The 16833-nt window shown below is 72.9% G+C and carries 14 protein-coding genes, 2 tRNA genes and 1 pseudogene; 11 read left to right on the forward strand and 6 right to left on the reverse strand.

The window, feature by feature from the left end; translation table 11 throughout:
- The first annotated feature begins 195 nt into the window (after window positions 1-195).
- The 4 genes and pseudogenes from IH48_RS0124020 (at window position 196) to IH48_RS0124035 (ending at window position 2254) form a co-directional block, all read left to right on the forward strand.
- Window positions 196-792, forward strand: a complete 597-nt coding sequence (locus IH48_RS0124020; protein ID WP_030908362.1) for a histidine phosphatase family protein — start codon at window positions 196-198, stop codon at window positions 790-792.
- A 145-nt stretch (window positions 793-937) separates the two neighbouring features.
- Complete coding sequence (locus IH48_RS0124025; protein WP_030908364.1) at window positions 938-1288, forward strand: hypothetical protein; 351 nt, start codon at window positions 938-940, stop codon at window positions 1286-1288.
- Window positions 1289-1466: 178 nt separating this feature from the next.
- Window positions 1467-2190: pseudogene (locus IH48_RS0124030) on the forward strand (hypothetical protein).
- Window positions 2181-2254, forward strand: a tRNA-Lys gene (locus tag IH48_RS0124035). Before IH48_RS0124030 ends, IH48_RS0124035 begins: the two are co-directional and overlap by 10 nt.
- 62 nt (window positions 2255-2316) lie before the next feature.
- On the opposite strand, the gene IH48_RS0124040 is transcribed toward IH48_RS0124035, so the two are convergent.
- A complete protein-coding gene (locus IH48_RS0124040) occupies window positions 2317-3495 on the reverse strand; it encodes a M6 family metalloprotease domain-containing protein (RefSeq protein ID WP_051840468.1) in 1179 nt (392 codons plus the stop codon).
- Window positions 3496-3965: 470 nt separating this feature from the next.
- On the opposite strand from IH48_RS0124040, the gene IH48_RS0124045 reads away from it, so the two are divergent.
- Window positions 3966-5861 carry an EAL domain-containing protein gene (locus IH48_RS0124045; RefSeq protein ID WP_037843091.1) on the forward strand — a complete coding sequence of 632 codons (1896 nt, stop codon included), beginning with the start codon at window positions 3966-3968 and terminating at the stop codon, window positions 5859-5861.
- Between the two features lie 31 nt (window positions 5862-5892).
- On the opposite strand, the gene IH48_RS0124050 is transcribed toward IH48_RS0124045, so the two are convergent.
- Complete coding sequence (locus IH48_RS0124050; RefSeq protein ID WP_051840470.1) at window positions 5893-7017, reverse strand: LLM class flavin-dependent oxidoreductase; 1125 nt, start codon at window positions 7015-7017, stop codon at window positions 5893-5895.
- Between the two features lie 313 nt (window positions 7018-7330).
- On the opposite strand from IH48_RS0124050, the gene ehuB reads away from it, so the two are divergent.
- From ehuB to IH48_RS0124080, 6 genes are all read left to right on the forward strand, one after another.
- A complete protein-coding gene (gene ehuB, locus IH48_RS0124055; protein ID WP_030908379.1) occupies window positions 7331-8233 on the forward strand; it encodes an ectoine/hydroxyectoine ABC transporter substrate-binding protein EhuB in 903 nt (300 codons plus the stop codon).
- 22 nt (window positions 8234-8255) lie between these two features.
- The gene (gene ehuC / locus IH48_RS0124060) at window positions 8256-9002 is read left to right on the forward strand and encodes an ectoine/hydroxyectoine ABC transporter permease subunit EhuC (RefSeq protein ID WP_030908382.1); all 747 of its coding nucleotides are present in this window, start codon (window positions 8256-8258) and stop codon (window positions 9000-9002) included.
- Complete coding sequence (ehuD, locus tag IH48_RS0124065; RefSeq protein ID WP_030908385.1) at window positions 8999-9646, forward strand: ectoine/hydroxyectoine ABC transporter permease subunit EhuD; 648 nt, start codon at window positions 8999-9001, stop codon at window positions 9644-9646. Before ehuC ends, ehuD begins: the two co-directional genes overlap by 4 nt.
- Window positions 9636-10490: an ectoine/hydroxyectoine ABC transporter ATP-binding protein EhuA gene (gene ehuA, locus IH48_RS0124070; protein WP_030908388.1), complete on the forward strand. Its 855-nt coding sequence runs from the start codon at window positions 9636-9638 to the stop codon at window positions 10488-10490. The genes ehuD and ehuA overlap by 11 nt, the downstream gene beginning before the upstream one ends.
- A 137-nt stretch (window positions 10491-10627) precedes the next feature.
- Entirely contained in the window at window positions 10628-11419 is a 792-nt protein-coding gene (locus IH48_RS0124075; protein WP_051840472.1) for an IclR family transcriptional regulator domain-containing protein, read from the forward strand.
- Window positions 11420-11469: 50 nt separating this feature from the next.
- Window positions 11470-11543: transfer RNA gene (locus IH48_RS0124080), tRNA-Lys, on the forward strand.
- Window positions 11544-11608: 65 nt separating this feature from the next.
- Here IH48_RS0124080 and IH48_RS0124085 read toward each other — a convergent pair.
- The 4 genes from IH48_RS0124085 to IH48_RS0124105 form a co-directional block, all read right to left on the reverse strand.
- The gene (locus IH48_RS0124085; RefSeq protein WP_234434366.1) at window positions 11609-13564 is read right to left on the reverse strand and encodes an SPFH domain-containing protein; all 1956 of its coding nucleotides are present in this window, start codon (window positions 13562-13564) and stop codon (window positions 11609-11611) included.
- Between the two features lie 18 nt (window positions 13565-13582).
- Window positions 13583-14980 carry a peptidoglycan-binding protein gene (locus tag IH48_RS0124095; RefSeq protein ID WP_030908399.1) on the reverse strand — a complete coding sequence of 466 codons (1398 nt, stop codon included), beginning with the start codon at window positions 14978-14980 and terminating at the stop codon, window positions 13583-13585.
- Between the two features lie 384 nt (window positions 14981-15364).
- Window positions 15365-16069: a class F sortase gene (locus IH48_RS0124100; protein WP_051840474.1), complete on the reverse strand. Its 705-nt coding sequence runs from the start codon at window positions 16067-16069 to the stop codon at window positions 15365-15367.
- Window positions 16070-16079: 10 nt separating this feature from the next.
- Window positions 16080-16682 carry a hypothetical protein gene (locus tag IH48_RS0124105; RefSeq protein WP_037843094.1) on the reverse strand — a complete coding sequence of 201 codons (603 nt, stop codon included), beginning with the start codon at window positions 16680-16682 and terminating at the stop codon, window positions 16080-16082.
- Window positions 16683-16833: the final 151 nt, after the last annotated feature.

Below are 16833 nucleotides of genomic sequence, written 5' to 3' on the forward strand. Positions count from 1 at the left end.
TCCATGGTCTCTTCACGCACCGTTGGGCCGCCGTTCAACCTACGGGGCGGGCGGTACGGCCGGTGGAGCGGGTGGGTGGTGGTGTCGATGTGGTGGGACGCCGCGAGGCAGGCGGGGGTTGCCCGTGAGGTATCGCGGACCGGTGGGCGATGATGGGTGCCCCATCTGCCCGCGAACCCTGGGAGACGACCGCACATGCGCCTGTTCCTCGTCCGGCACGGCCGGACGGCCTGGTCGGTGTCCGGGCAGCACACCGGCAGGACGGACGTGCCGCTGCTCGACGAGGGGCGCGCGGACGCGAAGGCGCTCGGGCAGCGCCTGCACCGGACGCCGTGGTCGGGTCTTGCCGGCGCCGAGGTGCGCACCAGCCCGCTCGTGCGCGCGTCGGAGACGTGCGAGCTCGCGGGTTTCGGCGACCGCGCCGCGCGCTGGGACGCGCTGCGGGAGTTCCACTACGGCGACTACGAGGGGCTCACGCCCGCGCAGATCACGGCGGTGCGGCCGGGCTGGTTCATCTGGCGCGACGGTGTGCCCGGCGGGGAGAGCCTGGCGCGGGTCTCGGAGCGCGCTGACGAGGTGGTCGCTTGGGCCCGGTCGGCACAGCGGGACGCGGTGGTGTTCGCGCACGGGCACATCCTGCGGGCGATCGGCGCGCGGTGGCTGGGCGAGCCCATCGCGTTCGCCGCGCGCGTGCGCCTCGCACCCGCGTCCCTCTCGGTACTCGGCTGGGCGTACGGCGCACCGGCGCTGGAGGTCTGGAACGACACCGCGCATCTGGAGGGGCGGGTCTGACCCCCGTCGCCCGGGTACCCGTGGAGCGGGCTCCCGGCGAGCGCCTGCTCCACGCCCTCTTGCGCCGCGCGGGACAATGGACGACGGTCCCCCGGCGGACCAGGCACGCGTACAGCACGTCCAGCAGTACCCAGGAGGACACACGATGGCGGATGCCGACCAGGGCGAGCGCCGCATGAGGCCCGCCCCGCTGCTCTTCGAGCCGGCGGCCGCGGCGGCGGACCCGGACCGCTTCTTCGGCCTGGAGTCCATGGACGACCCGGCACAGCTGCTCGACAGGTCGACGGAGCTGACGCTGTCGTTCAGAGCGGCCACGGACCGGGCCGTCGAGTTCCAGGCGGTCGCCGCCGCGCAGCTCGCGGACCCGCGCAGGTTCGACCGCCTCACGGCGGCGGACATCGCGGAGCGTGCGCGGTGGACCGAGGACTACGCGAAGAAGATGATCGAGTTCGGCAGGGACCTGCAGAACGGCAGGGGCCTGGCCGAGGACACCTGACCGGCCCGTTCCGGACAGCCGCCGGCGCAGGCGCGGCCGTCTCGACATTGCGGATGCACGTGCATCCGAACGCGCATCCGGCATATGCGCTGGGGCAGGTTACGCCCCGTCCCCTGCCGCTGTCCCGGGATTCGGCAACCGTCGGCCACGCGCCCGTCACCCCGGGTAGACCGGTGTCATGAGCGCCTGGCTGCGAGACGAGAAGACCCACCGCCCCGGTACGGACCTGCTCGCCCTTCTCGACGAGGCCGAGCGGGCGCGAACGGAGCGGGCGGGGACCGAACGGGCACGCGCCGAGCAGGTGACGCCGGAGGGCGCGGCCTGGCTCGCCTCGGCCGCCACATGCCCGCGCTCCGCCCTCTCGCTGTGGCGGGCCCGCCCGGGGCTGCCCGGCGTGCTGCCCTGCGGCTCGGTCTTCGACGTGGTGAACCTGCCCACCGTCTTCGCCCGCCGGGTGCTCGACCGCATGTGGGCTCAGGGGCCGGGCTCGGGGCCCGTCGCCACGCACCGCGGGCGCGTGCTGCTCTTCGCCGTGCCCGGCACCGCCCAGCGGCTTCCCGCGCTGATCGGCTGGGAGGAGTGGGGCGGCGCGGACCGCACGGGCGGCGTGCCGCCGGTGCTGTGCCACGGCACGGGGGACGCGGTCACCGTGCCCGCCCTGTCGCCGGGGACCGGGCCAGGACCGCGCTGGGTCGTCGCCCCCGGCACGCGCGGTCCCTGGCTGCCCGGGCCCGAGGTGCTGCTGTGGGCGTGCGTGGGCGCGGCCCGCGGGGCGCCGCGCCGGTGCGAGGACGGGGCGGTTCCCGCGGCACGGCGCCGACCTGCCGCTTCGCCGTCGTTTATCGATTTTTCCTCTCACCGCTCCGGGTGCTAATGTCTACGACGTCAGCAGGCGCCGCTAGCTCAGTTGGTTAGAGCAGCTGACTCTTAATCAGCGGGTCCGGGGTTCGAGTCCCTGGCGGCGCACAGACGACGGAGGGCCTCCACCGGCAGGTGGGGGCCCTCCGTGCGTACGGGGGCGGGGCGCGTCAGGCGTGGGCGTCGGTGGTGATCTTCACCGTCCACGCCCCCGTCCCGCTGCGGTCCGCCACCTCCACCGAGATCCGCTCCCCCGGCACGGTGTACGTCTCGCCGACGCCGAGCGGGGCGTCCGCGAGCGGCGGGTAGACGGAGCTGCCCTGGCAGGCCGACGTGTGCGGGTGGGTGTCGTACACGTGGATCGGGCCGCCGCCCGACTCCGTGGCGCTGCGGACGCGGTAGATCAGCACTCCCTCCCGGCAGGTGGTGGCGTCGTTGCCGACGGCGGCGCGCGCCTCCACGGCGATCGCGGAGTCCTCCCCCGTCCTGATGACGACGAGGCGGGTGCCCGCGCGGCCGGCGGCGGACCTGGGCGCCGAGACCGGCTCCAGGGTGAACATCGAGGACCCGGCCTTCTGCACGCACCGCACCTGGCGGTCGTCCAGCCAGCCGAGCTTCCATTTCAGCCATCCGAACAGGTCGGGCGCGAGGCCGAACTGGCTGCCCATCACGTCCCAGTCGCCGACGTAGGTGTCCCAGTCGCCCTTGCCGTCCGCGGGGCGGTGGTAGAGGTCGGGCAGGTCGAAGACGTGGCCCGTCTCGTGCGCGAGGACGTTGTGGTCGGGCGGGTGGTGTTCGAACACGGTCACGACGCGTCCGATGTCCGTTCCATCAGCGTGCATCGGGTGGTCGAAGTTGACCACCTTCGTCGCGTCCGAGTCGACGCCCGGCGCGTCCGGGTCCGCCACGAGGTAGACGACCTGGTACTTCGCGAAGTCCACGGCAGGGTCGGACACCCGCAGGGCGTCGCGCAGGTACATGTCCCGGCGCGCGGGCGCCCAGTCCCGCTTGATGCGGTACGCGGTGGAGGGCCTGGGCATCTCGAGCCACCGGTGCTGCGGGTGGTTGCGCAGGACGAACCGGCCGTAGGAGGAGCGGTTCCAGAAGCGGCTGGTGGCCGGGAAGTGGTCGGCGGCCAGTTCGCTCGGGGTCGTCTTCGGCACCGAGTCGGGGAAGGACAGGAAGATCATGACCGAGTCGACACGGTGGTCGGGGCGTACGTAGGCGCTGTTCCAGGTGTCGAGTCCGAGGCTGTGGTGCGCGGCCGTACGCGGCAGGGCGCAGGCGTCGGGCGAGGTGGAGGCGGCGACCGTGCCCCCGGTGACCAGCGAGGTCGCGGCGAGGGCCATGAGCGATGTGAGGGCCGCGGCGGTCCTGCGCAGGCGAGGGCGCTCCCGACCCGGGGATGTCTGCTGACGTTCCACGAAGGCCTCCGGCCGCGGAGTTCATGTGACGTCATCCACTTTGTGATGTTTTGTTATGTCATGCCCGTCGGGGGGAACCGGCCGGGTGAGGGCTTGCTTCCGGTGGGCGCCCGGGAGCGCCGCGCGGGGCCGCGGGCGCCGCGCGCGCCGTGGCGACACTCCGATCGGGCGAGGCTTTCGGTCACGGAACGTCACAAAACGTCATGTCGCGCGTGACCTGCGTCGCAGATATGCAGAAACGGTCAACCGATGGGCGGACGGCGCCCGCCCGGCCGCCCGTTCACCGTTCCGTGGCTGGAACACGCCCCCGCGCTGGCTCTATGATCGGCTCACTTTCCCGGTCCGACCGTCCCTGACCGCCCTTGTACGACACGACTGCACCGTGGGAGCGAGCCGTGAGCGCAACCTCCGAAGAACCGCGATCGGCGGCAGTCCCGGCGCACGGCGAGGCTCGCCCGGCGGACGCCACGGTGACCGACCGTCACCCGTTCGGGGGAGCGTGCGGCGGCGCGCGTCCGAGCGACTATCGTGCCGCGTTCAACGCGGCCCAGCTCGCCATGGCGTTCCTCGACGACGAGGGCACGGTGCTCGGCGCCAACGCCGCGCTGTCCGACCTCCTCGGCGCGTGCGGGACCGCCCTGGCCGGGCAGGCGGCCGCCGACCTCGTCGACCTTGCCTCCGACGCCCGCACGTGGCACGCCTATCGCGAGGTGCTGCGCGGCAGGCGGCCCCGGCTGCGCTGCACGCGTCGCCTCAAGCACCCCGAGGGGCGGGCCGTCTGGGCCGAGGTCACCGTCGCGCCCGTGGCGGGCACCGACGGCGGTGCGCTGCTGGCGGTGAGCGACATCAGCGACCGGCGCGAGTTGCAGGCGCGCCTGCGCCACCTGCAGATGCACGATCCGGTGACCCGGCTGCCCAACAGGGCCCTGTTCTTCGAGCGCCTCACGGCGGCGCTTGAGTCCTCGACCGCCGCGCCGCTCGCCGCGCCGGGCACCCGCGACGGCGGGGCGTACGAGCAGGGCACGGGCCGGATCGGGCTGCTCTACCTCGACCTGGACGGCTTCAAGGCCGTCAACGACACGCTCGGCCACCGCACGGGCGACCGGCTGCTCGCCGCCGTCGCGCGACGCCTGGTCGACTGCGCCGAGCACGCCGACCGCGAGGGCGGCGGCCACCTCGTGGCCCGGCTCGGCGGCGACGAGTTCGCGCTGCTCGTGGAGGACTCGACGGGCACGGAGCAACTGACCTGCCTGGCACGGTCCGTGCTCGACTCGCTCCAGCTGCCGTTCGACCTCGCGGGCCAGCGGCTCGCGCTTTCGGCGTCGATCGGTGTGGTGGAGCGCCCCTGCGAGTCCACCACACCGACGTGCCTCATGCAGGCCGCCGACACCACGCTGTACTGGGCCAAGGCGGACGGCAAGGCGCGCTGGACGCTGTTCGACCCGGAGCGCAACGCACACCGGATGACCCGCCAGGCGCTCTCGTCGTCACTGCGCCCCGCCGTCGGACGTGGCGAGTTCCGGCTTGAGTACCAGCCACTGGTGTGCATGGCCGACAGCTCGGTGCGCGGCGTCGAGGCACTGGTGCGCTGGCAGCACCCGCAGTTCGGGATGCTGACGCCGAACCGGTTCATCACCCTGGCCGAGGAGGACGGTTCGATCGTCCAGCTGGGCAGCTGGGTGCTGCGCACGGCGTGCCGGCAGGCGCGGCGCTGGCAGCTCGCGCACCCCGGCGCCGAGCCGCTGGTCATGAGCGTCAACGTCGCCGTGCGGCAGGTGTGGGACTCCGACCTGGTGGCGGAGGTCGGCGACGTCCTGGCGGAGACGGGTCTCGCGCCCGAGCTGCTCCAGCTCGAACTGACGGAGTCCGCGGTGATGGGCTCGGCCGGACGCCCCCTTCAGGCGCTCCAGGCGCTCAGCGAGATGGGTGTGCGCATCGCCATCGACGACTTCGGCACGGGATACTCGAACCTGGCGTACCTGAGCCGGCTCCCGGTGTCGGCGCTCAAGCTGGACGGCTCGTTCGTACGGGGCTTCCGCTACGACGAGGGCGGCACGCACCACAACCCGGCCGACGAGATGATCGTCGAGGCGCTGGTGCAGCTCGCCCACCGGCTGGGTCTCACGGTGACGGCCGAGTGCGTGGAGACGTCGGTGCAGGCTGAACGCCTGCAGCAGATCGGCTGCGACACCGGCCAGGGCTGGCTGTACTCCCGCCCGGTCGCTCCCGAACGCATCGGCGACCTGCTGGCCAGGCGCGGCGCGAGCACGAACGCGTCCGCCGACGCCTGACCGCACGCCCGGGCGCCGGGAGGGGACGGTGTCAGTGGCCGGCGTCCGGCAGGCCGTAGGCGTCGGCGATCAGCTCGTAGCTCCTGAGGCGGACGGACGCGGTGTGGGCGTTCGCCGTGAGCATCAGCTCGTCGGCCCCCGTGCGCTTCTGCAGGGCGTCGAGCCCGTCGCGCACCGCGTCCGGCGTGCCGTGCACGATGTTGGCGAGCCAGCCGTCCACGAACTCGCGCTCCCGCTCGCCGAACGGGTACGCCTCCGCCTCCTGCGGCGTCGGGACGAGGCCGGGGCGGCCCGTGCGCAGCCGCACCATGGACAGCGCGCCCGTCATCACCTGGCGGCGGGCCTCCGCCTCGTCCTCGGCCGCGAGGGCGGCCACCCCGATCAGCGCGTACGGCTCGGACAGCACCTCGGAGGGGCGGAACGAGCTGCGGTAGAGGTCGAGCGCCGGGACGGTGTTCTGCGCCGAGAAGTGGTGCGCGAACGCGAACGGCAGGCCCAGCGCGCCCGCGAGCTGTGCGCTGAAGCCGGACGAGCCGAGCAGCCAGATCGGCGGCCGGCCCGTGGGCCCCTGCACGGGTCCCGGCACGGCGTGGATGCGCGCGTAGGGGTGGCCGTCGGGGAACGCGTCGTCCAGGAAGCGGGTCAGCTCGACGAGTTGCTGCGGGAAGTCGTCGGCGCCCTCGTTCAGCCGCTCGCTGCGGCGCAGCGCCGCGGCCGTAGCGCCGTCCGTGCCGGGCGCGCGGCCGAGGCCGAGGTCGACGCGGCCGGGTGCGAGGGCCTCCAGCGTGCCGAACTGCTCGGCGATGACCAGCGGCGCGTGGTTGGGCAGCATCACACCGCCTGAGCCGAGCCTGATGCGGTCGGTGTGCGCGGCGAGGTGGGAGAGGATCACGGCGGGCGACGACGACGCGATGCCGGGCATCGAGTGGTGCTCGGCGATCCAGTGGCGCAGGTAGCCGCGCCGCTCGGCCGTCCTGGCCAGGGCGACGCTGTTGCGCAGCGCGTCCGTGGCGGTCGTGCCCGCGCCGACCGTCACGAGGTCGAGCACCGACAGCGGCACCGGCGCCGTGCCCTGCGCCGTGCCTCGGATCGCGTCGGCCGTGCGGTTCGCCGCCTCGGCGTGGGTGGCGTCGGCGTGGGTGGCGTCGTCCGTCACGTTCGGGTCCTCCAGAGCGAAGCTTCCTCGGTCGGCTGCGACAGCGGAGGTGGACTCCGTTTTATTCCCGGGGCGGTCCCGCTCCGGGCGGGCAGGATCGCGCCGCCCGCTCCCGCCCCCACCCTTCCCGCCGGACATATCCCACAACACCCGGACACGGCACCGCAGGAGGCTCACCACAGGGCACCGGAATGTCTCCTTCCGGACACCGTTCCATTACAGCCGCCGGATCTGCCGCATAGAAATTCTGGACGGGGCAGGCGCGTGCCGAAGTCTGCCCGATACCAAACACCACCGAGGAGAATGCGAATCCATGGCTGATTTCCCGAACCTGTCCCGCCGGGGCTTCCTCAGCCGTTCCGCCGCCGTCGGTGGACTGCTCGTCGTACCCGGTGCCCTTACCGCGTGCAGCAAAACCAACACGTCGTCCGGTTCAGGCGACGACGTGCTCGCGAAGCTGCGCAAGCAGGGCTACGTGCGCGTCGCGTACGCCAACGAGGCACCGTACGGCTACACGGAGCACGGCGTACTCAAGGGCGAGGCGCCCACCCTGCACGCCCACATATTCAAGGCACTCGGCGTCGACAAGCTCAAGCCGACGCTCTCCGACTTCGACGGCCTGATCCCCGGCCTCCAGGCCGGCAAGTACGACGTGGTCAGCGCCGGCATGGCGATCACGCCCGAGCGGTGCGCCAACGCCCTGTTCTCCGAGCCGGAGTTCATCTCCCCCACCGCCATGATGGTGAAGAAGGGCAACCCGAAGAAGCTCACCGACCTCGCGTCGGCGAAGAAGGCCGGCGTCACCATCGGTGTGATGTCGGGCGCCGTCGAGGCCTCGTACGCGAAGGCCGCCGGCATCCCCGAGGACAAGATCAAGACCCTGCAGAACCAGCAGGACGGCGCCGACGCCGTCAAGGGCGGCCGGGTCGACGCGTTCGTCCTCACCGGCATCTCGCTGCGCTGGCTCGCCAGGACGAACCCGACCCTCGAAGTGACCCCGACGTTCGTGCCGACACTGAACGGCAAGAAGCAGTTCAGCCCCGGCGGCGCCGTCTTCCAGAAGGGCAACGAGGCGCTGCGCGACGCCTTCAACAAGCAGCTCAAGAAGATCACGTCCGACAAGGCCGAGTACGTCAAGCTGCTGAGCCCCTACGGGTTCACCGCCTCCGAGATACCGCCCGCCACCCTGAAGACCGCGGACCTGTGCAAGGCCTGAGCGGCCCGGCACCGGAGGCGTCATGAACACCTTCTTCACAGCCTTCTTCGACAACCTTCCACAGGTGCTCTCGGGGCTCGGTGTGACCGCGGAGGCCACGGTGCTCGGCGGGGTGATCGCGTTCGCGCTGTCGTTCGTGCTGGGACTCATGGCGGGCCACCACAACATCGTGGTCCGCGGTGTGTCCCGCACGATCGTCGAGTTCTTCCGCGGCACGTCGCTGTACGTCCAGCTGTTCTGGCTGTACTACGCGCTGCCCCTGCTCACCGGCTACCAGCTCAGCGCACTGTTCTGCGGTGTGGTGGCGTTCGCGCTCAACTTCGGCGCGTACGGCTCCGAGGTGGTGCGCGGCGGCATCAACGCCGTGCCGCGCGCCCAGTGGGAGGCGGCCGTCGCGCTCAACCTCAGCCCGTACCAGCGGATGCGGCGCGTGATCCTGCCGCAGGCGCTCGCACAGATGATCCCGCCCTTCACCAACCTGCTGATCCAGCTGCTCAAGGCGACGCCCCTGCTGTGGCTGATCGCGGCGGCCGACCTGATGACGGTCATCGAATCGATCCGCGCCCGAACCGGCGCGTCTCTCATCGCCTACATCACCCTCCTGGTCTTCTACTTCATCCTCGCCTCGATCCTCACTCTGCTAATGAACCTTCTCGAAAAGGCCGCCAAGGCACGACTCGGCCAACACACCGGCACCGGCGGACTGTTCCGTAGTCGGAGCGCCGCGAACGCCACCTCGGCCCCCGTGGCGGGGAGTGGTGCGCAGTGAACGGTTTCACATTCGACTGGGGCGCGGCGGGAGACGTCCTGCCCCTGTTGCTGGACGGTTTCCGGATCACCCTGCTCGCCACGGTGCTCGGCTTCCTCGTGGGGGCCGTGCTCGGGCTGCTGATCGCGATCGCGCGCAGGGCACCCACCCGATTCGTGACGGCGCCGGTACGCGGTGTCATGGAGTTCATCAGGTCCACACCGCTGCTCGTCCAGCTGGTGGGTGCCGCAACCGTGTTCTCCAGCGTCGACCCGCTGGTCATCGGCATCATCGTGCTCGGCGTCCACTACGCCACCTACACCTCCGAGGTGTACCGGGCGGGCATCGACGGCGTGCCGAAGGGCCAGTGGGAGGCGTCGAGGGCGCTGTCGCTCTCGCCGGTGCGCACCTGGCGGGCCGTGGTCCTGCCGCAGGCGGTGCGCAACGTGCTGCCCGCGCTCGGCAACTACGCCATCTCGATGTTCAAGGAGACGCCGTTCCTCGCCGTGATCACCGTCCAGGAGATGGTGTTCGAGGCCCGCAAGTACGGGGCGGACCACTTCGCCTACACCGAGGCGTTCACGCTCGCGGGGCTGATCTTCCTCGTCGCGAGCTACCCGACGTCGCTGTTGATGAGAAAGCTGGAGAAGCGCCTTGGCCACTGACCCGCTGCACAAGACGACGGCCGAGTCCACCGCCGGTGCGGGCAAGCCCGCCGGCGCCGTGCCGCAGCAGAAGAGCGGCACACCGATCGTCCACTTCGACCAGGTCGAGAAGCGCTACGGCGACCATCTCGTGCTCGATAAGCTGGACTTCGAGGTCAAGCGCGGCGAACACGTGACGCTGATCGGGCCGAGCGGCTCGGGCAAGACCACCATCCTGCGGCTGCTGATGACGCTGGAGCGGCTCAGCGGCGGGGTGATCTGGGTGGACGGCGAACCGCTGTCGCACACCGGGAAGCCCGACGGCTCGCTGCGGCCCGCCACCGAGAAGGAGCTGCGGGAGTCCCGCAGGAAGATCGGCATGGTCTTCCAGCAGTTCAACCTCTTCCCGAACATGAACGTGCTGCGCAACATCACCGAGGCGCCGATCACCGTGCTCGGTGTGGAGCGCGCCGAGGCGGAGGCACGCGCCAGGGAACTGCTCGAACTCGTGGGCCTCGGCGACAAGGTGAACGCGCACCCGACCCAGCTGTCCGGCGGGCAGCAGCAGCGGGTCGCGATCGCCAGGGCCCTCGCGATGCGGCCGGAGATCCTGCTGCTCGACGAGGTCACATCGGCGCTCGACCCCGAGCTGGTGGCGGGCGTGCTCGACCTGCTGCGCCAGATCGCGCACGACACGGACATCACCATGCTGTGCGTCACGCACGAGATGAACTTCGCGCGCGACGTGTCGGACCAGGTGCTGATGTTCGACTCGGGGCGGATCGTGGAGCAGGGGACGCCGGAGAAGATCTTCACCGACCCCGAGCACAAGCGCACCAGGGAGTTCCTGAACGCGGTGCTGTGACGGTGCTCATGGGCCCCCACGGGGTGCCCGCCCCGCGGGAGGCGGCGGATTCCCGCCGTCTCCCGCACCTTCGCCCGCCCACCCGGCTATCGTTTGGTCCGACTCCCGCCGCGAGGCGGGGAGGGCGGAGGGGAAGCGTGGGAACGAAACCCGGGCCCGCGGCGCCGTTCCACTCGGTGCACTACGTGCTGCGCGTACTGGAGACCGTCTTCCGCCACGGCGACGGCGTCACGGACACGCGGATCGCCCGCGAGTCCGGCCTGCCGGCCGCGCACCTGCCGGCGCTGCTCGCCCTGCTCGTGCGCGAGGGTTACGTGGAGCGGCTGCCCGACGGCGCGTACGTCACGGGCGACGCGCTGGCCGTGCTCGGCTCGGGCGAGGCACGTGCGCGCACCCTGGAGGCGAAGGTCAGGCGCTCGCTCGACCGGCTGCGGGACTCGCTCGGCGCCGCCGTCTACGTCAGCCGCTACGTCGACGGCGAGATACGGGTGACGCAGGTGGCCGCGGGCCCCGGCACGCCCGCGGTCAGGGAGTGGGTCGACTTCAGGACGGCCGCGCACGCGAGCGCGGTCGGCAAGTGCCTGCTCACCCAGCTCGACCAGGACGGCCGCCGCGACCACCTGTCCCGGCACAAGGCGGCGCGGCTCACGTCCCGCACGATCACCGACGAGCGTGCGCTGCTGTCACGTCTCGCCGGCCGGCCGCCCACGGCACCCGTGCTCGACCTTCAGGAGTACGCGGTCGGCACGGTGTGCGCGGCCGTGCCACTGACCGCCGGCGCCACGGTGGGCGCGCTCGCCCTCTCGCTACCGGTCGAGCGCGCCCACCGGCTGCGCGCCGCTGCCGCCGCCCTGGGCCGGGAGGCCGCGCCGCTGGCCCTGACGCTGACCGTGCAGGGCGGCCGGGACGCCTGGGGCGCCTCGTGCTGAGGGTGGTCACGAGCATCCCCTGGGGCCGGGTATGATTACCTCGTCAGCAAGCGCCGCTAGCTCAGTTGGTTAGAGCAGCTGACTCTTAATCAGCGGGTCCGGGGTTCGAGTCCCTGGCGGCGCACTGCACGGCGAGGGCCGCGTACCGTTTCACAACGGTACGCGGCCCTCCTGTTGTGACCGGCCCGGTCAGAGTCGCTCGGCGTGATCGCCCGCCCTGCCGGTGTAGAAGGCGACGGTCAGGTCCTTCACGAGGGCCCTGCGCTCGTGGTCGTCCAGTGCGACGAGGCCCCGCGCGGTGAGCCGCCGCACCGTGTCGTCCACGGCGTCCACCACGGCGCTCAGGACGGTGTCGCGGTGGCGGGCGTCGAGGGCGGCGATCCGGCTGCGCCGCATGGCGCCGGCGATCTCCGGGGCGTACTCGATGCGCGTCGGCTGCGCCGAGAACACCTCGATCCCGGCGGGCCTGCACTCCGCGGACAGCATGCGGGTGAGCGAGTCGCCGACGGCCTCCACGTTGCGCAGCGTCGGCGACGCGCCGTGGAAGGCGTCGGCCGGGAGCTGCGACATGACGCGCGCCATCGCGGCCTCGACCTGCTCGCGCAGGTAGTCCTCGTGGCCCCGGATCCCGAGGGTCGCCCGCACGGTGTCACGCACCCGCCACACGACGAGGACGACGACGCTGAGCGCGGTGCCGTTCGCGTCCATGGCCGGCATGGGTTCCGAGCGCCAGTGGCGCAGCCGTACGTCCACGCGCCGGCGCAGCAGCAGGGGGCTGATCCACAGCAGCCCGGTGCGGCGCACGCTGCCGCGGTACTCGCCGAACAGCGTCAGCACGAGAGCGTGCCCGACCCGGCCGCGGCTGAGCCCGCCGAGCGTGAACAGCAGCACCAGCACACCGAGCGTGAGCAGCAGCCACTGGCCGATGCCGATGCCGTGGTACGGCTGCGGGGCGAGCCCCACCAGCAGCGTCAGGAAGCCGGGCAGGGCACCCGCGTGCCACAGCAGCGCCAGGCAGCCGGCGAGGGTGAGCCCGCCGGCGCACGCGGCCGTCCAGCCGGGCAGCGTGGGTCCCGGGCGCTCGGTGAAGCGCGGGTCGAGCGGCGGCTCGGGGCGGGTGGGCGCGGTGGTGCGGCGGATGCGCGGCTGCTCGCCCGTGCCGAGCCGCCGCCCCACGACGGTGGGCCGGCGCACGGCCGGGTCGACCTCGTCGCGGAAGAGGAGGTGCACGGGGATCTCGTGCGTGGACTCGCCGACGATGAGCGGGCCGCGGCGCGCGGCCGCCCCCGCCGGCCTTCCCGCGAGCGCGTCGCCCGCACCGGTGCCTGCGCCGGGGCCGGGGCCGGGGCGGTCGGAGAAGGCCCAGTCGTCGCCGGCCGGGGGCGGGGCGGACGGCGGGACAGCCTCGCCGCCGTCGTCCGCGTGGGCCGGGTCCTCGGGGGAGGGCGCGGCGGCGACGGGGACGGGGGCGGCGGGCGGCGCCTCGTCGGGCGCGCGCTGCGGCCCGACAGCCGTCACGGGCGGCTCGGGCAGCGCGGGTGGCTCGGCTGCCCCGGGCGCTTCCGCCACGCCGACGGCGCCGCCCGCCATGGCCGCCGGGAGCGCACCGGACGGCGCGGCCGCGCCGTCCGGGCCGGGAGCGGGTGCCCCGTCGGGGTCCCCCCGCACGACTGTCCCTGCGCCGCCGACGCCATCGGCGTCGTCCCCGGCGCCAGGTCGCGGCAGGTCCTCGTCGTCTTCGACCAGCCCTGCTCGCACGACCTCGTCGCCGGAGCATCCGGCCGCCTCGGACTCAGCCCCCGGCCGGGACGGGTGTGCCCCGTAGGGATGGTCCCGCACGGCCGCGCCTGCGCCGCCGACGGCATCGGGCCGCGGGAGGGCGTCGCCTTCCCCGGCCGGTTCGGCGTGTACGAACGTGTCGGGTTCCCCGGCGGACTCGCCCTCCCCCACGGCGCCGGCTTCCGCCCGCGTACCGGTGTCACCGGTGTCGCCGGCGCGCCCGGCCGCCTCCGGTCCGGCGTGCGCGTCCGGCGTGAGGACCGCGTCGGCCGGCGATCCAGCCCCTGACGGGAGCTCAGACGTGCCGGCCTCTCCGGAGGAGGCCCGCGGCAGCGGGGCGTCGTGGGGCGGGGTCGTCGCTGTCATGGTGTGTGGTTACCTCCGTCATGCGAAAAGTCGTCGCCATGTCTCCCGGCCCGGGTAGCCGTCCGCCGCACTGCCCGTCCAGCCCTGCGCGCGCTGGAACGCCTGCGTCGCCCTGCGGTCCGCCTCCCCCCACGCCGGGCCCGGGCCCCGCGTGTAGTACCTGCCGAAACCCTTCTTCACGAGCTGCTTGCCGAGCCGCTCCACGTACACGTTGGACCGGCCCGGCCCGAAGTACTCCTCGCCCGGGTACGCGGGCGCCTTCCCGGCCGTGGCCGGGGCCGCGGGGGCCGCGGCCGCCCCGGTGTGGGTGGCGGCGGCCGGCGCCGCGTGTGCGGCAGGCTTGCCCGCCGGCGGGATGTCCTTGCCGCGCCCCGACACCAGGAGGTGCCACGTGTCCGGGCCCGGCAGACCGTCCGCCTCGCTGCCGCGCCACCCCTGCGCGCGCTGGAACGCCTGCGTCGCCCTGCGGTCCGCCTCGCCCCAGCTCGGTCCCGGACCGCTCGTGTAGAAGCGCTTGCCGCCGCGCGCCACGAGCATCCTGCCGAGTTGCGTGACGTAACGGTTGTGCGCGCCCGGCCCGAAGCGGGACGCGCCCGGGTACGTGTACGACGCGGTGGCGGCGGCGCCGGGCGCGCCCTGGTCGGCCAGCCCCTTGTAGCGGTACGGCACGTACTTGTCGGAGTTGGTCCAGTACGCCATGGGCGTCACCTGCGCACGCGTGTGCGGCGGCGTCTGCTCGTACGCCAGGTAGGTGCGGTGCGAGGCGTCCGCCCAGCCGCCGAAGATCGTGACGTGCGAACCCTTGTCGGGGTCGGCGGGGTTGTGGAACAGCAGGATGTCCCCCGGCCGGAGATCGGCGCGGGCGATCTTCACGCCGTATCGCGCGAGGCTGCCCGTCCACTCGTTCTTCGGCAGGTGCCAGGCCATGGAGACGTAGCCGGAGCAGTCCTGCCGGTAGCCGTCGGTCCAGAACTTGGTCATGCTGTAGGGCACCTTCGCGGTGACCCACGTCTTCGCGCGGCTGATGATCTGCGCGCGTGTCGTCTTCGGCAGGTCGGCCGATCCGCCGCCCGGCTTGCCGTGCACTGGGCCGCTGCCGCCCTGCGGCGTTGCCGGGCTCGGCTCGGCGTAGCCGTCGGTGACGGGCGGAGCGGCCGTCAGCGCCGCATGCCCCGCCGCACCGGCGTGGCCCAGTGGCGCGGTACCGCCCGCGATGTGCGCGGGCGCGGCGGTGGCGGCCGTCACCCCGCAGCCCCAGGCGAGCCCGGCCGCCGCGGCGAGCGCCAGCGCACGCCGCCCGCCGGATCCTCGCTGCCGGACGGCGAGGCCTTGTGCCGCCTCGTGCCGCCGCTGCGCACATCCGGCACAGGGGCAGTCGAGAGCGGGTTCGTACTCTTCGAAGACCGGGACGGTCATGCTGCGATCCCCTCCACGCGCTCATCACGTTGTTCCTGACGTGGTGTCAAGGCGCCAGTGTCTCAACTGTCCCTGTAGGTCGCATTCTGACCGATCATAGGTAGTAAATACACTTATGCCAGGGCGTGGCGTACCGCGAATGTCGCGATTCACCCGGGAAACGGCGTAGAGTCCCGGCCGCGAAAACCAGAGCGCTAAATCGACAATTGCCCGGTACTATGACGGGGACATGACCGCCGGCGAGCTCCCGCGCGGGCAGGGCGCCCTGTCGTGGCGCCCTGCCCCGGCGCGGTCGAGGACCGGTCCGGCCGGCGACCCTCGGGGGGACGGGTCGCCGGCCGGGCCGGATCGGGTCAGGTCAGGTCGGGTCGGGTCGGGTCCGGGTCAGCTGTCGGCCGTGTCCGTCCCGCCGCCCACGACCTTTGTCAGGTAGGCCGAGACGACGACGTTCGCGGTGTACTCCTGGGCCGCGCGGTCGAACGTGCCGCCGCAGGTGATCAGCCGGAGTTCGGCGCGTTTGTGCTGGCTGACGCCGTAGACCTTGTCGGCGTCGAAATGCTTCCTGCTCACGACCTCCACGTCGTCGACCGTGAACTCGGCGACGGAGCCGTCCGCGCGCGCCACGCGCACCTTCTCGCCTGCCTTGGCCGCGCTGAGCCCGTAGAAGACCGCGGCCTTCGTCTTGGTGTCCACGTGACCGACCAGGATGGACGTCCCCGCCGCGCCCGGCTGCGTGCCGCCGTCGTACCAGCCGACCGTGCCGGGCGTGGAGAACGGCGGCGGGTCGACCGCACCCTTCCCGTCGAGGCCGCGGCCGGTGACGGGCGCGGTGATCCCGAGCGCGGGGATCTCGACGCGCCGCGGCTTCGACGGCGAGAGGGGGGCGTGCGCGGGCGGCAGCGGCACTCCGAGCGGACGGCCGACGGCCGCGATGTCGCCCGTGGCGGGCGCGTGGGCGCCGCCCGCCGTCCCGTCCGCCGTGCCGCGGCCCCAGAGCCAGAGGCCGAGCAGCAGCACGGCCCAGGCGACGCCCGTGGTCAGCTTGCCCGAGCCCCGGCCGGAGCCCGCGGCGTCGTTCCCCTCGGACACGGTGGCCGCCTCAGTCCGCTTCCCGCGACGCGGAGACGGCCGCCGCGCGCCTGCGCCGGCTGCTCCGGTACGCCACGGTCACCGCCGCCACCCCCGCGAGCACGAGGCCGACAACGGTGTAGGGGGTGCCGGGGCCCGACTGCTCGGCCGGGACGGCCGCGTTCTTCGCGTCGGCGGCCAGCACCGCCGTGCCACCGCCGCCCGCGTGCACGGGGGCGTACGGCCTCCTGTGGTCGTAGCCACCGTGGTCGTGGCCGTGGTCCACGACCTGGAAGCGGCCCACATGGCCGTGGTCGTGCCCGTCGCAGCTGACGCTGATGTCATAGCTGCCCGCCGCCATGAAGGACTTGATGGAGACATCGCCGTAGAGCGCGTCACCGGATCCGCTGCTGATGGTCACCGCCTGGACGAAGGCGCTGGACGAGACGCGCGCGCGGCCGTGCCTGCACCCCTCGACCTTGACCTGCACGTGGCCCTGCGCCGCGATGACGGTGGAGCTGATGGTGGCGGTGACGTTGTCCTGCGCCTGGGCGGCCGTGGCCCCGTAGACCGGAGCCGCGACGAGTATGGCGGCCGCACCGGCGGCACGCAGAGCGAGCAATCCTGAACGCATGGTGAACCTCCTGTCAGGAAGACTCACCCGCGCGGGGCCTTTCCGCATCCGCAGGGGCCCTTCCGTGTCACCTGTTCGGCCCCGCGGGCGCGGCGGTGACCTGCCGGTACCCCGCCCCGCCGCCCCGGCCGCCCGACCCCGCGGCCGGCTT

The organism is Streptomyces sp. NRRL F-5126 (assembly GCF_000721265.1).
Taxonomy (GTDB): domain Bacteria; phylum Actinomycetota; class Actinomycetes; order Streptomycetales; family Streptomycetaceae; genus Streptomyces.

Excerpts from the sequence above, each read along its gene's own strand:
- IH48_RS0124105 (WP_037843094.1), bottom strand. The coding sequence starts at position 16,682 with ATGCGTTCAGGATTGCTCGCTCTGCGTGCCGCCGGTGCGGCCGCCATA.
- IH48_RS0124025 (WP_030908364.1), top strand. The coding sequence starts at position 938 with ATGGCGGATGCCGACCAGGGCGAGCGCCGCATGAGGCCCGCCCCGCTG.
- ehuB (WP_030908379.1), top strand. The coding sequence starts at position 7,331 with ATGGCTGATTTCCCGAACCTGTCCCGCCGGGGCTTCCTCAGCCGTTCC.
- ehuC (WP_030908382.1), top strand. The coding sequence starts at position 8,256 with ATGAACACCTTCTTCACAGCCTTCTTCGACAACCTTCCACAGGTGCTC.
- IH48_RS0124040 (WP_051840468.1), bottom strand. The coding sequence starts at position 3,495 with ATGGCCCTCGCCGCGACCTCGCTGGTCACCGGGGGCACGGTCGCCGCC.
- IH48_RS0124020 (WP_030908362.1), top strand. The coding sequence starts at position 196 with ATGCGCCTGTTCCTCGTCCGGCACGGCCGGACGGCCTGGTCGGTGTCC.
- IH48_RS0124095 (WP_030908399.1), bottom strand. The coding sequence starts at position 14,980 with ATGACCGTCCCGGTCTTCGAAGAGTACGAACCCGCTCTCGACTGCCCC.
- IH48_RS0124085 (WP_234434366.1), bottom strand. The coding sequence starts at position 13,564 with ATGACAGCGACGACCCCGCCCCACGACGCCCCGCTGCCGCGGGCCTCC.